Source organism: Streptococcus symci, assembly GCF_006385165.1.
GTDB classification, from domain to species: domain Bacteria; phylum Bacillota; class Bacilli; order Lactobacillales; family Streptococcaceae; genus Streptococcus; species Streptococcus symci.
In genome coordinates this window covers 877,483-891,081 of the sequence record NZ_VFJA01000001.1, presented here as the reverse complement: position 1 = coordinate 891,081, position 13,599 = coordinate 877,483, and the positions used below count along the sequence as shown (strand labels likewise).

At 36.8% G+C, this 13,599-nt stretch carries 14 protein-coding genes; 3 read left to right on the top strand and 11 right to left on the bottom strand.

Going from position 1 to position 13,599, the window contains the following annotated elements; all coding sequences use genetic code 11:
* Nucleotides 1-26: 26 nt before the first annotated feature.
* The 9 genes from FJN11_RS04310 to FJN11_RS04270 all read right to left on the bottom strand — a co-directional run bounded on the left by FJN11_RS04310 (nucleotide 27) and on the right by FJN11_RS04270 (nucleotide 10,475).
* Nucleotides 27-2,015, bottom strand: coding sequence for an ABC transporter permease (locus FJN11_RS04310; RefSeq protein WP_140224148.1), 1,989 nt, complete (start codon nucleotides 2,013-2,015; stop codon nucleotides 27-29).
* A 1-nt stretch (nucleotide 2,016) separates the two neighbouring features.
* Nucleotides 2,017-2,775: an ABC transporter ATP-binding protein gene (locus FJN11_RS04305; protein WP_061420890.1), complete on the bottom strand. Its 759-nt coding sequence runs from the start codon at nucleotides 2,773-2,775 to the stop codon at nucleotides 2,017-2,019.
* Between the two features lie 383 nt (nucleotides 2,776-3,158).
* Nucleotides 3,159-4,280: an AAA family ATPase gene (locus tag FJN11_RS04300; RefSeq protein ID WP_140224147.1), complete on the bottom strand. Its 1,122-nt coding sequence runs from the start codon at nucleotides 4,278-4,280 to the stop codon at nucleotides 3,159-3,161.
* Between the two features lie 3 nt (nucleotides 4,281-4,283).
* The gene (locus FJN11_RS04295; protein ID WP_140224146.1) at nucleotides 4,284-5,012 is read right to left on the bottom strand and encodes a hypothetical protein; all 729 of its coding nucleotides are present in this window, start codon (nucleotides 5,010-5,012) and stop codon (nucleotides 4,284-4,286) included.
* A gap of 10 nt (nucleotides 5,013-5,022) precedes the next feature.
* Entirely contained in the window at nucleotides 5,023-6,657 is a 1,635-nt protein-coding gene (locus FJN11_RS04290; RefSeq protein WP_140224145.1) for an AI-2E family transporter, read from the bottom strand.
* A 116-nt stretch (nucleotides 6,658-6,773) separates the two neighbouring features.
* Entirely contained in the window at nucleotides 6,774-7,046 is a 273-nt protein-coding gene (locus FJN11_RS04285) for a PspC domain-containing protein (RefSeq protein ID WP_001085048.1), read from the bottom strand.
* A 58-nt stretch (nucleotides 7,047-7,104) separates the two neighbouring features.
* Nucleotides 7,105-7,554 (bottom strand): SprT family protein, encoded by a 450-nt coding sequence (locus FJN11_RS04280; protein ID WP_033686984.1) that lies wholly within the window; start codon nucleotides 7,552-7,554, stop codon nucleotides 7,105-7,107.
* Nucleotides 7,541-9,670 (bottom strand): Tex family protein, encoded by a 2,130-nt coding sequence (locus FJN11_RS04275; protein WP_140224144.1) that lies wholly within the window; start codon nucleotides 9,668-9,670, stop codon nucleotides 7,541-7,543. Before FJN11_RS04275 ends, FJN11_RS04280 begins: the two co-directional genes overlap by 14 nt.
* A gap of 424 nt (nucleotides 9,671-10,094) precedes the next feature.
* On the bottom strand, nucleotides 10,095-10,475 hold the full coding sequence (locus FJN11_RS04270; protein WP_140224143.1) for a PBECR3 domain-containing polyvalent protein: 381 nt from the start codon (nucleotides 10,473-10,475) through the stop codon (nucleotides 10,095-10,097).
* Nucleotides 10,476-10,630: 155 nt separating this feature from the next.
* On the opposite strand from FJN11_RS04270, the gene FJN11_RS10910 reads away from it, so the two are divergent.
* From FJN11_RS10910 to FJN11_RS04255, 3 genes are read left to right on the top strand one after another with little or no spacing between them, the layout of a single operon-like run.
* Complete coding sequence (locus FJN11_RS10910; protein ID WP_004234728.1) at nucleotides 10,631-10,762, top strand: SPJ_0845 family protein; 132 nt, start codon at nucleotides 10,631-10,633, stop codon at nucleotides 10,760-10,762.
* Nucleotides 10,763-11,668: a permease gene (locus FJN11_RS04260; RefSeq protein WP_140224142.1), complete on the top strand. Its 906-nt coding sequence runs from the start codon at nucleotides 10,763-10,765 to the stop codon at nucleotides 11,666-11,668.
* Entirely contained in the window at nucleotides 11,665-12,480 is an 816-nt protein-coding gene (locus FJN11_RS04255; RefSeq protein ID WP_140224141.1) for a TIGR03943 family putative permease subunit, read from the top strand. Before FJN11_RS04260 ends, FJN11_RS04255 begins: the two co-directional genes overlap by 4 nt.
* 90 nt (nucleotides 12,481-12,570) lie before the next feature.
* Here FJN11_RS04255 and FJN11_RS04250 read toward each other — a convergent pair whose 3' ends face one another.
* A complete protein-coding gene (locus FJN11_RS04250) occupies nucleotides 12,571-12,957 on the bottom strand; it encodes a type II toxin-antitoxin system death-on-curing family toxin (protein ID WP_246039359.1) in 387 nt (128 codons plus the stop codon).
* Nucleotides 12,958-12,980: 23 nt separating this feature from the next.
* Nucleotides 12,981-13,184, bottom strand: coding sequence for an AbrB/MazE/SpoVT family DNA-binding domain-containing protein (locus tag FJN11_RS04245; RefSeq protein WP_140224140.1), 204 nt, complete (start codon nucleotides 13,182-13,184; stop codon nucleotides 12,981-12,983).
* Nucleotides 13,185-13,599: the final 415 nt, after the last annotated feature.

Below are 13,599 nucleotides of genomic sequence, written 5' to 3'. Positions count from 1 at the left end.
TCGATTTTGAAGTCGAGGTATCTTTTTTACATTTGCACAATCTTGCGATAGCTTCTAGAAGTAATCATGAAAATCAGCACATAGGCGATGAGGAAGATAACGCAGATAGACAAGGTCACTGTCAACATCATAGTCGTATCCAGTACTCCAATCACTTTTAAAATCAGGCTCAGCATATGGTAGGCAAAGGCGAGATGTATGAAAGCAAAGAACAAAGGAAGGAAGAAAACAGTTAAAACCTGTTTGTTGATGGTTTGCTTGATTTGCTTTTGATCTAGACCAACTTTCTGCAAGATAATAAAGCGTTCACGGTCTTCATAGCCTTCAGAAATTTGTTTGTAATAGATGACCAGAACGGTTCCCACCATAAAGATAATGGATAGGAAAATACCAATAAAGAAGACACCACCAAAGAGGGCACTCATCTGAGAACTAGCATCTGCTAGATTGCTACCATAAACATAGCTACCTTCTGTGTTTAATTGAGCATTATACTGATTGAGGTATTTTTCATACTCCTCAGCGACCTTAAGTTGTTCTTCTTCACTGATATTTACATTCATACCACCGTAAAACTGATTATAGATAGCCGAATCTGGGAATTGGTCCAAAAAGGCTTGTAAATTAGGGACAACAAGGTAATTGTAATCAGCAGTCAAAATATTAAACTGATTTGGGACATGGTTCACAATGAAATCTTTATTAAATTCTTCTTTTACAGAAAATTGATGATCGTTTAGAGTTAGAGTTTTCTGTTCTTTAACTCCCTCATTCTTTGCAAAGAGTCCGACCTCATTTCCTGATAGAGACAGTTTTTGACCAGTCATATTTTCATAATCTTTTTGGTCAAATACCATGAAAATTGTTGTGGGTTGGACACGATTTTGTCCTTTTTCAAAAAGGGTTAACTTAGTTCCTTCTTGGTTCGCAACACCAAAGTAAGTGTAACGAAGCACTTCTTTCTCTTTAATCTTATAACCTTTGTCACTTGCAAACTGGCTCAAGAGTTTGTCCAAGTCTTCTTTTTCAACATTTTGCCCTGAAACACCAAAATCATGAGGATTTAGAACTTTTTTAAAGCTTTCTGAGGCATTGAAAATACTAGTAGCTGCTGACATGGTTACCAAAACCATTGTTGACAAGATAGCGATAGTTGCTAGCCCAACCGCATTTTTCTTCATACGGAAAATCAAGTTGGAAACAGATATGAGGTTATTAGGTTGGTAATAGTATTTCTTGTTTTTCTTTAAGATTTGTAGGAAGACTGTAATCCCTGCATTAAACAATAGATAAGTTCCAAAGATAACCAGCAAAACAGCTAGGAAGAAGGTTGTTAGGGCTGTAAGAGGATCTTTTACTGTAAGGGCAAGATAATAACCAATCCCTAAACTAATGGAACCAAGAATGGTTTGAAGAGAAAGAAAGCGACCTTTTTTCTCACCGCTAGCTTTTTCACGAGAAAGCTGGAGAGCATTCATACGGGCGATTCGAAGGGCATTCAGGAACATGAGGCCTAGGAAAATCAATCCAAAGACAACAAGTACTGCAATAACAACATTCATTTGGAAGGTAGCGACTAGCTCAACCTTCAATTTCATCAGTTTGAGCAAGAAAGCGAAAATTAACTTGTCAAACAAGGCTCCAATACCGATACCCGCTCCAACAGTTAGAATCCCAAATACCACTAACTCCTTAAAGGTCATACTGATAAGATGACGTTTCTCCAAGCCCAACATGCCATAAATTCCTAGTTCCTTGGAACGGTTCTTCATGACAAAACTATTGGCATAGAGGACGATAATGGCTGATGCAAGGGTGACGACAAACATACCAAATCCAAGTGTAGCCTGAATGGTTGTTCCTCCACGGATTTCAGCAATCTTGGGATTGAAAGTTAGAGAGTAAAAAAGATAGGTGACAGTGACCGCTAAGAGAACAGCCAGCGCAAAAGGATAGTAGAGTTTGCGGTTTTTAATCAAGTTCGATACCGCTAACTTATTGGTTAATCGAAACATACTAATTCACCTCGCTTGCCATGACAGTCAAGGTATCAGAGATCTCTTGGAACATCTGACGTTCTGTCTTATCTCCACGGTAGATTTGGTTGTAAAGAATGCCGTCCTTGATAAATAGAACACGTTTGGCCCTGCTAGCTGCTGCTGTTGAGTGAGTTACCATGAGAATGGTTTGGCCGCGCTCATTGATTTCATCAAAGACATCAAGTAAGGCTGCAGATGACTTGGAATCAAGGGCCCCTGTTGGCTCGTCCGCAAGGAGAATTTCTGGCTCTGTGATGATAGCGCGGGCTACTGCTACACGCTGTTTCTGCCCTCCTGAAATCTCGTAAGGGTACTTCTCTTGCAATTGGTTGATACCTAGATTCTCAGCTGTCACCACCAATTTCTTCATCATCTCCGTAATAGGTCTTCTTGACAAGACAAGCGGAAGCAGGATATTGTCTTTAACAGACAGAGTATCTAGCAAGTTAAAATCTTGGAAGACAAAGCCCAGTTTTTCACGACGGAAGCTAGAAGCCTGTGAATTTTTAATGGTTGCTGTATCAGTTCCATTCAGATAAACCTGACCACGAGTTGGTTTATCCAGCATAGCTAGGATATTGAGAAGAGTTGATTTACCAGAACCAGACTCACCCATGATGGCAACGTAGTCACCTTTTTCCACGGTAAAGTGAATATCTTTGAGGGCCTCTACTTGGTTGCCCTGAAAACGTGTTTTATAAATTTTTTGAACGTGTTTTACATCTAAAAGTGTCATGAGAATCTCCTTTCTTAATATCCCATCAAATGAAATGTCTCTTGCATCATAGCGCATCCCAGCTGAACGCGCTCGATATCTTTGTGGCTTGGTTTTCTTGTTTTCTTATGTAAGATTTGTTTCATTATGTTACTCCTTTGTTCTTTATGAGTCTAGTTTACATCAAAAAAAGACTGCTTGCCATAACATAACCTTACAAAAGAGACTTTAATCTTACATTTTTGTAAGATTGGAGAAAATGTAGAAATTTTATTAAAAATATTTTACCATAAAAAGAAGGCAAGAAGAAAACCCTTGTGGATACAAGGGTTCAGATTCGTAAATTATCTGCAACGGTCAATAATACATTCATAAACAGTTTGAAGATTCATTATTTCATTTGACTATAAATCTATGTCACTAGAACGGTTTTCATCGATACAAAAATCATCTTTAATCAACAGAGTTAATTCTTTTGAACTCACAGCTTCACTTTGGTTAAGTCGGACAGCTTGATTCATTATTAAATCTTCATATAGATTTCGAACAAAGCGACCGTTAGAAAAATTGGCGAGATTACTTTCTAACTTTTCATTAAGATAATTTAATAATACTTCTTTCAGCTTGTCATCTATATGGTAGTCGTCTTTTCTTGCTAATGTTTCAAAAATATCTAACAATTCTGTAGAAGAATAATTTTCAAAATTAATAAAATAATTAAATCGAGATTTCAAACCGGGATTTGATTCAAAGAAATGGTTCATTGGTTCGGTATAACCAGCCACAATAACAATTAAATCATCTCGTGAATCTTCTAAAGCCTTTGTAAGTTCTGTTAAACATTCTCGCCCATATGAATCAGTATTTTCATTTTCAGTAATACTATACGCCTCATCAATAAAGAGAACTCCACCTTTCGCCTTTTCTATGACATTTTTAACTTTCAGTGCAGTTTGTCCTTGGTAACCTGCAATTAAATCTGTTCTGGAGACTTCCATAAAATGTCCTTTGGATAAAAGCCCCAATTGGTAGTACATTCTTCCAATTATCCTAGCGACAGTTGTTTTTCCTGTTCCTGGATTTCCCATGAAAGCCATGTGTAAAGTTCTTTTAGGAATATTTAAGCCATACTCTTTCCTTTTTGACTGAATTTTTTGATAAATAATTAAACGATTAACTTCTTTTTTTACCTTCTCTAAACCTACTAACTGATTTAGTTCCACCAAAAGGTCGTCTAAAGACGATTTCTTTTGGTGACTCAACTCTTTTTCCAAAGTATCAAATAGATAAGTATATCCAAGGAAACTAGCTAGATTATCAGATAAATCTTTTAATAAAGGTGTAAGCTTGTTTCGTTTGTTAATTTGCTGTAATAAAAAAATAGATTTATACAATTCTGCTACTGATTTTGTATCAGTATGATTTTCTATAATATTATTTACTTTATCCAGATAATTATTTTCTTTTCCAAAGTAGATGTCTAATTTCTTTGCGCTACAAATTAATTTATCTCGAGAAGTTGACATATCTTACCTCAATAACATGAAAAGCAAGGCAATCACTAACATACCAATAGAAATTCCAGAAACAACAAAGACTATTAGGAGGCGATTTGAAATAAATTGAATTTGTTGTTTACTTTCGTTCAATTCTCTCCTAAGTTGCTCAATTTCTCCAGTATTTGAAACTGGTTCTGAAGGAAGAGTACTTGCGAATTGTTCTAGATTTACAAGTCTATCATTGAAATTAGAAAGTATTACCTCATGTTTTTCGATAGAGTTTTTGCTATTTTCTTCGTTAAATTTCTCTTTAAATTGCTTAAGAGCTACTAGAGTTGCTTTTTGTTTCTCAATGGTTTTATCAATACGTACTTGTTCTTTTAATATTTTTTTATTTGTATGATCAATTGCTGCTACAGAAGAAAGAATTGCTTGAATATGACCTTTATCAAGAGCTTCTAAAGCTTTATAAACTTGACCAAATTCTTCAATAAGTGCTTGTTGATTATCATAAAATTTTGAAATGTAATTTTGAGTTTGTTCAACTAAAGTATTAAACTCTTTACCAGTAACCCCATGTTCAGCAAATTCAAAACCAAAGAAATCTTCATGAGTTCTAACTTTATCAAAATACAATTCATCTTGACTTTGTTCAGCAAACTCTTTCAGATGCTCTTTCGCTTCATCGAAATCATGTTTTCTAATGTTTATTTCAATTGTTTCTTGTTCTTGCTCTTGCTCAAATACTTCTTCTTCCATATTTATCTCCCTAATCTAATAATTCTTGTAATAAACTATCAATCTCATCAAAGTCACTTTTATCGTCTCTTGTAGATTCTGCAAAAATATCTGATAACTTTTCTTTCATTATTGAAGCAGCCATATCGTGTCTTTCCTTAATAGTATTGATAACAGAATTTTTTTCAACTTGTAGCTTCATACTCTTTACATCTAATAATTGATCTTTGATTACTAACATTTCATTATTTTGATCAATTTTCTTAGAACTTAATTCAGTAATCTGTTTATTGACAATTTGCTGATCAATCATTTTTAATACGAAGGCGCCAATAATTCCTGATAAAGTTGCTCCCATAAATGTTCCAATGACGCTACCAATTGTTCCCAAAAGTGGTATTGAAATAGCCAAAACTGGAAAACTTGCTGTGAGGGATGCTCCTAAAGCTTCACCAACTACAATTGCACCTGTAGCTGTTAAACCCGCAACAATAATTTTTCCAACCTCTAACATCATAATATCAAGGCTTTTATCTTTATTTTCAGGATTCTTTATATAATCTATTGCTTCTTTCAAAGATTTCCAACCTTGGTGTATAAATGTCCAAGCTTTAAGAACTGTATTAATTACAGGTCCAACTATTGCAGACGCAATCATTGTAATTACAGATTTACCGACATTTAATACATGATTTGCTAAGTTATTTACAAAAGATATGATAGCCTCTTTTATTTTATCAATAAAAGTCGATAAGTTTCTTTCTGTATCTTTTAGCCAAGAGATAAATTTAGAAATCAATTCTCGCAAAAATTCTGATAATAACTGTAAAAGCGCTGCTTTCAAAGCTTTTCCGGAAATTTTTAATGCCTCATCGCGTCGTGATTTTTTACCTGATTTTATAGCAGTATCTTTATTTTCTTGTTTCCTTTTTTGAAGTTCTTCCCTAGCCTCTCGGTCATCTTTTTCTAACTGTTTTCTATCAATATTAAATCGCTCTTCAGGCTTTAATCCATCTCTTTCTGAATTCAAAAATTCAGTCATAGTTTTATCGCCCTTGGACATATTAGCAGATGCATCTAAATTATGTAGATTTTTAGAACTATTAGCAAACTCTTTAACTTGTTCTTTTGAGAAAAATGTTGCCATTTCAACATCATTTAATTGTTCCTTTATAGAAACCGTATGGTCTTTATGAACTGCTCCTGAACCTTTGTCTCTACCTTTATCAAAGAAATCACGAGCATCACTTTTAAGAACTCTTTCGCCATCTTTATTAGTAGTAAAGCTATCTTGCCATTTAGCATATCTTTCTTGATAATTAACATCTCTATTATGGGTTGCAAATTTACCTTTTTCAAAATTTTCAGCAGTTTGTATATGTGCTTCTTTTCGTAAATCTAGGGTTTGTCCGTTGTTCTCTTTAATAAACTCATCACCAATTTGGGCAGCAAGTTGAAGTTGTACTTGCTCCCAGACTATATTCTCAATAGATTTTTGAAGGTATTCATTATTTTGTAATTTTTCCCTATCTAAATCATTTTTTTCTATATCTTTAATAAGATCTGTGAGATTATTTTCTAGAGAATTTTCTAAACTAAGCAATTCGTCGTATTCAATCTCAATATCTGATGATCGTAATGCAAGTAACTCATTCTCATTAGCCATAATACATTTCCTGTCAAATTATTTTTATACGCTTATTATACCATTTAGCCATAGATTCTGACAAGATGAAAAAAAGCCTTGTCTTTTATAATACAAAGCTTATTTTCTTATTTACCTCACCAAAACCAGCCTTCATTGTCGTCAATGGCTTGGGCTTCTTTGCGTTTGCGTGGGCCTGTTCCATACATTTCTGCTTCGATTTCTTCCTTAGTCGGCATGACAGAAGCTAGGATGATATAGATAATCACGCCAAGTCCAAAGTTTGCAACTGTAAAAATAGCAAATAGAAAACGAACAAGGGTAACATCAAAGTTCCACTTGTCTGACAGACCTGCCAGAACTCCTGAAATCATACGATTTCGTCTCATCTTATAAAATTTACTGTTCATGATATTTCCTCTTTCTGCTAGGTTAGACATAGTATATCACGGGTAGGCTCGGCTTTCATCAGTCCTCAGGCTGATTTATTAGTAGCAATTTACCTCGACAAAGTCCACAGCGATAGCGTTTGGTATCAATCCTACGCTTGCGATGATACCTTTGCTGGCAGGATTGACAACGATAAAGTTTGAGTGGTTTAGAGTGGCTATTTGTCAAGGAGGGCACAAAGCGTAATCCATCCACTGCTTTCAACAGTTCCTTAAAATCCCGATCCTTGTGTTGATAGCCCTTCCCTTGAAAATAGAGGTGATAATGACAGAGTTCATGGCGGACAATTTTCCTAAAAACATCCAGACCGAGTTCCTGATAAACCTTGGGATTAAAATCCAAATGCCCATCTTTGGGGAAAAATCGCCCACCTGTCGAACGTAGACGCCTATTCCACTGAACATGATGGATAAAAGGTTTGCCGAAGTCTTCTAGTGAAACCTGCTTAACGTAATCAGTCAGTTTCATTTGGAGCGAGGAGCGACAGATTGACTTTTTCACGTTCAGTATCAATTTTCTTAACCCAGACTGTCACCAAATCACCAACGGATACCACTTGACTAGGGTGTTTAATAAATTTGCGACTCATATGGGAAATGTGAATCAAGCCGTCTTCGTGAATTCCAATGTCAACGAAGGCACCAAAGTCAACTACATTACGCACCACACCCTCTAGCTTCTGGCCTACCACTAGATCTTTGATATCTAGGACATCTTGGCGAAGCACAGGTGCATCAAAGGAATCACGGAAATCTCGACCTGGTTTGAGAAGGTCTGCAATGATATCTTTAAGAGTTTCTGGTCCAAGGTCTAGCTCTTGCGCCATTTCCTTGACTGAAAGCGACTTGAGTTTGCCTTGGGCTTCTTCGTTTAGGTCTTTAATATCTAAACGTTTGAAGAGTTCCTTAACGGCAACGTAATTTTCTGGGTGAACTCCTGTATTATCAAGGATGTTGCTACTTTCAGGGATACGAAGGAAACCAGCTGCCTGTTCAAAAGCCTTAGCACCCAGACGAGGAACTTTCTTGATTTGGGCGCGTGAAGTGATTTTTCCCTCTTCCTCACGGTATTTGACGATATTTTCAGAAATGGTTTTATTGAGTCCAGCTACGTGTGAAAGAAGAGCTGGGCTGGCCGTATTAATATTAACACCGACTTGGTTCACCACGGTATCCACGACAAAATCCAGACTTTCAGACAATTTCTTCTGGCTGACATCGTGCTGGTACTGACCGACACCAATTGACTTAGGATCGATTTTGACCAATTCAGCAAGGGGGTCCTGCAAACGACGGGCGATAGAGATGGCAGAACGCTTTTCAACGGTTAAGTCTGGGAACTCCTGACGAGCAAGTTCGCTGGCAGAATAGACCGAAGCACCACTTTCATTTACAATGACATAACTAACCTCAGGAAAATCTTTAAGAACTTCCGCCACAAAAGCTTCACTTTCACGACTGGCCGTTCCATTACCGATGGCAATAATTTCCACGCCGTATTGACCAATCAAATCTGCCAAATCTTTCTTGGCTTCTTCGATTTGACGAGCTGATGCTGGTTTGACAGGATAAATAACCTGAGTTGTCAGCATTTTTCCTGTTGCATCTACGACAGCTAGCTTGGCACCTGTACGAAAGGCAGGGTCAAATCCTAGAACCACCCGCCCTTTCAGTGGAGCAACCAAGAGGAGATTGCGTAGGTTGTCCGAAAAGAGTTGGATAGCTCCTTCTTCTGCTTTCTCAGTCAATTCTGTCCGAATACGGCGCTCGATAGCAGGCAAGACCTTTTTCTTAACCGATTGCTGAACAACTTCATCAATATAGGCGTTTTTCACCTTAAAACGAGCTGCAAAAAAGGCAAGAATGCGGTCTGTCGCATGTTCGAAACCGACCCTCAAGACACCTAGCTTCTCCCCACGATTGAGGGCCAAGGTACGATAACCCTGCATAGTTCCAACCGTCTCTGAAAAATCATAATAAATCTGAAAAACCTGCTTTTCATCTAGACTTTCATCCTTAACTTGGGAAGTGAGTTTGGAGTGTCTCAGCACCTCCTGATAAGTCATGGAACGTAAGGCCACATCTTCCGATAAGGCTTCTACCAAGATATCAACTGCACCAGCCAAGGCCTCCTTACCGGTCGCAAATCCTTCACAGACAAACTTTTCAGCCTCTTTTTCTAAGTTCGCTACATTTTGCAAGATTAAGCGAGCAAGTGGGAAAAGTCCGGCTTCACGGGCAATGGTTGCCTTGGTCCGACGTTTTTCCTTGTAAGGAAGGTAGAGTTCTTCTACGTCTGCTAATTTTTCGGCAGCTAAGATAGCTTCTTCCAATTCTTTAGTTAGCTTGCCTTGTTCTTGAATCTTGTCCAAGACAGCTTCCTTACGGTCGTTGAGATTGGTCAGACTTTTATCCAAGTCGATAATGGCCTTAATCGCCACCTCATCCAGACTACCAGTCATGTCCTTGCGATAACGCGCGATAAAGGGAATAGTCGCCCCTTCGGCAGTCAAACTTAGAACGGTATCAATTTGCTTTAAAGTCACTCCCAAATCTTGGGAGATTTTTTCATATTTTTTATCCATGAATCTATTATACCACAAGCTAAACATTTCAAATTAGCTCTAACAATTTTAAAACATAAGTTGGTGAATAAATTTGCTTCACTTCAATATTCTATTTATTGAGAAGGTTTCAATTTAAAATTCTACTAGATTACAAAAGAATCTATGAGTAATTTCACTGTTTTTATTTTTTACAAAACGCTTTATAAAGCTATTTGTTGAAGTTAACGAATCAATTTTCAGAGCAAATAAAAAATCGCAAGCCTGAGCCTGCGGTGGGTGTAATCTATTTTGAAATTTTAAATAAAAAAGGAGCATTTAAGCTCCCTCCTTTGAAATAACGGACACTTGGCTGGTCGGTGTACCCAGCATCTCAGATACCTTTTTCAAGGTGCGGCAGGAACCTTTCTGCCCTCAAATGTCTTTCGTTAATGTTATTCTAGCACTATCTACTTTTTTTGTCAAGTTTTCTCAATCTACCAGACTTAATACGACTTTGTAGCTTGTAATCTTGTAAACGATACATGGTCGGAACATAAAAGAAATCACCACTTTTATGTAACTTGATGGCAACAAGAACATTATCATCAAATCTTTTAACATATTCAAAACTAGCATCTTTCTCTCGTGGATTGACCCCAACGAAATCTGGATTACTTAGTATGAGTTCCAGATCTTCGATATGACGAATCACATCATTGTGATGACGTTTCAACATATGGCTTCTCAAACCTTCTTTGTTGACCTTGATTTCACTTGCTTCAAGAACAATATTAAAAATTTCTTTTACTTCATCGGTAACCTGACCGATTTTTTCGTGATTCATAATTTCCTCCGTTATTTCATAACCATTATATCACAATCATGGTATATATTAGGATATATCAAGCTCTATTATTCGTTAGATACTCAATTTTAACTTTTCCCTTTTCCTTAAAATAATAGTATAATAGAGGTAGAATTTAGAATCGAGGTGCACCTATGGCTGTAAAATTTACAAAAACTGATGACTTGGACAAGATGTTTGAAGAGTTTGCTAAACTCCCTGATTTAAAACAAGTCACTTTCCCTGATGACAAAGAGAAGAAAGCCAAAGCAGAAAAGAAAAACTAGATGACTGCTTTCCAACAACTCCCTTCTAGTGTGCTTCAGACTGGGGCCATTTTTCTCTCCATTATCATTGAAGCCCTACCCTTCGTTCTGATAGGAAGTATTGTTTCAGGGCTGATTGAGGTTTATATCACACCTGATAAGGTTTATCATTTTCTCCCTCGAAATCGTTGGGGGAGAATCTTTTTTGGGACCTTTGTCGGGATGCTTTTCCCTTCTTGTGAATGTGGAATCGTCCCCATTATCAATCGTTTTCTGGAAAAGAAGGTCCCCAGTTACACGGCTGTTCCCTTTCTTGTGACAGCACCTGTTATCAATCCCATTGTTCTCTTTGCGACCTATTCTGCCTTTGGCAACTCCTTCCACGTCGCCCTGTTACGGGCTCTGGGATCCATTGTTGTGGCTGTGATACTTGGGATTTTTCTAGGATTTTTCTGGCAAGAACCCATTCAAAAAGAAAACCGTTTGACCTGTCATAAGCACGATTTTTCTCACTTGAACCCTGCAAAAAAAGTTTTTCAGGTCTTTGTGCAGGCCATTGATGAATTTTTTGATACGGGACGTTACTTGGTATTCGGCTGTCTCTTTGCCTCTGTTATACAGGTCTACGTTCCGACTCGGATTCTGACTTCTATCAGTGCGACCCCTCTTTTTGCCATCTTGCTCTTGATGCTTTTGGCCTTTCTTCTTTCGCTCTGTAGTGAGGCGGATGCCTTTATCGGTGCTTCTCTTCTCTCGAGTTTCGGTTTGGCACCGGTTCTAGCCTTTCTCGTTATTAGCCCAATGCTGGATATCAAAAATATTCTCATGATGAAAAATTACTTGAAAGCACGCTTTATCAGTCACTTCATAACGATTGTGACTCTTGTCGTCTTAGTGTATTCTCTCTTGATTGGAGTCATCCTATGATTCGATTTTTAGTTTTAGCTGGCTATTTTGAATTGACCATTTATCTCCATCTGTCGGGCAAATTAAACCAGTATATCAACATGCACTATTCCTATCTGGCCTATATTTCCATGGTACTTTCCTTTATCTTGGCAATCGTCCAGCTGTATATCTGGATAAAGCAAGTCAAAACCCATAGTCATCTGAACAGCCGATTGGCGAAGATAACGAGTATTGCTCTTCTGGCTATTCCAATTGTCGTCGGCTTAACTTTCCCAACTGTTAGCTTGGATTCTCAGACCGTTTCAGCTAAAGGTTATTATTTCCCCCTATCGGAAGGAACGGATCAAGCCATTCAGACCAGTGAAGGGACGACAAGCCAATATTTGAAACCAGATACCAGTTCTTATTTTTCAAAATCAGCCTATGAAAAGGAGATGCGAACGGCGGCGGATAAATACTTGTCCCAAGATAGTATTCAGATCACCAACGAAAACTATATGGAGGTCATGGAGGCTATCTACGACTATCCAGATGAATTTGAGGGCAAGACAGTCCAGTTCACAGGCTTTGTCTATAACGACCCCAGTCATGCCAATAGTCAATTTTTGTTCCGCTTCGGCATTATCCACTGTATCGCAGATTCAGGTGTCTATGGATTGCTGACCAAGGGAAACACCCGACAGTATGAAAATAACACCTGGATTACAGCCAAAGGAAAACTGGTCAATCACTACCATAAAGAACTTAAACAAAACCTCCCAACCTTGGAAATTGACAGCTTTACCAAAGTCGATAAACCAGAAAATCCCTACGTGTATCGAGTGTTTTAAAAAGAGACAATATCAGAGTTTCTGTATTACAGAATTCTAATATTGTCTCTTCATTTTTTTCTTATGCTCATTTCAATCCAACATACTAGTTTATTTTTTCATTTTTTCTCTAATAAAATGTTGAGAAACCCAGTTAGAATAGCTTATCATTTTTTCATCAGTTAAAGCTCCTACCGCTATAGTCACACACATATCAACAGCTTCTTTCTCAGAAAAAGAAAAGTGATAACCATTTAATTGTAAAAATTGAACCAAAACATAAAAGGCTGTTCGCTTATTGGCATTGGCAAAAACATACTTCTTTATCAATCGGACAAATAATATTGTTGCGTTATTAAAAATTGTTGAATAAAAAGGTTTACTAATAACAAATTGCTCTGGTAAGTTCACAATCATATTTAACGCTGAAGAACTAACTGTTTGAATTTGCTTATTTGGAGAATAGCGTTGAATTACTAAAGCATTGATTTTTTCAATTTACTCTTCCGTTAAATATACTGTCATTTTTCCACCAAAGCTTTGAAAATTTCATCGTATTCATCAAAAATTGTATCCAATTTTAAATCAAAGGCATCATCAGAAACATAAGAAATCTGATGTCCAGACTCTTCGTGAATAAAGATAATTTCGTCACTTGGAATATTGAATTCACTGGGAATCGTAATGGTAATTGAATTTCCTTGTTTTCTTGTTTTTACTGCCATATGATTTCCTCCTTTGAAGTATTGTAACAAATAAGTACGGTAATTACAATGATAGTGTAAAACTGCTATCTCATCTCAAATCTTAACCAAAATACTTCTGCATAAGTGATTTTTTCAAGGTTTCCAATTCTTCCAGAGATTTTTGAATTGTCAATTATGATTTTGCTCTTTATGTCATATATTAAATATTTGTTAGAGGATTTGCGTTACCTTCAGTCCAAAGCATCTCCCACAACTGATCAATTTTATTTTTTACTTCACCTGTAATCATATAATCTCTTTTCTTTAGTTTTTAAAATTATTAATATCCCTATTTTAACAGATTTCGAACAAAGGTTCAATCTGGTCTATATCTATAAGTATTTCTTCCAAAAATAAAAAAGCAAACACAAAAAATGGTTCACTTTTTAAACAT

Coding starts and splice junctions, on each gene's coding strand:
- FJN11_RS04310 (WP_140224148.1), bottom strand. CDS start 2,015: ATGTTTCGATTAACCAATAAGTTAGCGGTATCGAACTTGATTAAAAAC.
- FJN11_RS04305 (WP_061420890.1), bottom strand. CDS start 2,775: ATGACACTTTTAGATGTAAAACACGTTCAAAAAATTTATAAAACACGT.
- FJN11_RS04300 (WP_140224147.1), bottom strand. CDS start 4,280: ATGTCAACTTCTCGAGATAAATTAATTTGTAGCGCAAAGAAATTAGAC.
- FJN11_RS04295 (WP_140224146.1), bottom strand. CDS start 5,012: ATGGAAGAAGAAGTATTTGAGCAAGAGCAAGAACAAGAAACAATTGAA.
- FJN11_RS04290 (WP_140224145.1), bottom strand. CDS start 6,657: ATGGCTAATGAGAATGAGTTACTTGCATTACGATCATCAGATATTGAG.
- FJN11_RS04285 (WP_001085048.1), bottom strand. CDS start 7,046: ATGAACAGTAAATTTTATAAGATGAGACGAAATCGTATGATTTCAGGA.
- FJN11_RS04280 (WP_033686984.1), bottom strand. CDS start 7,554: ATGAAACTGACTGATTACGTTAAGCAGGTTTCACTAGAAGACTTCGGC.
- FJN11_RS04275 (WP_140224144.1), bottom strand. CDS start 9,670: ATGGATAAAAAATATGAAAAAATCTCCCAAGATTTGGGAGTGACTTTA.
- FJN11_RS04270 (WP_140224143.1), bottom strand. CDS start 10,475: ATGAATCACGAAAAAATCGGTCAGGTTACCGATGAAGTAAAAGAAATT.
- FJN11_RS10910 (WP_004234728.1), top strand. CDS start 10,631: ATGGCTGTAAAATTTACAAAAACTGATGACTTGGACAAGATGTTTGAA.
- FJN11_RS04260 (WP_140224142.1), top strand. CDS start 10,763: ATGACTGCTTTCCAACAACTCCCTTCTAGTGTGCTTCAGACTGGGGCC.
- FJN11_RS04255 (WP_140224141.1), top strand. CDS start 11,665: ATGATTCGATTTTTAGTTTTAGCTGGCTATTTTGAATTGACCATTTAT.
- FJN11_RS04245 (WP_140224140.1), bottom strand. CDS start 13,184: ATGGCAGTAAAAACAAGAAAACAAGGAAATTCAATTACCATTACGATT.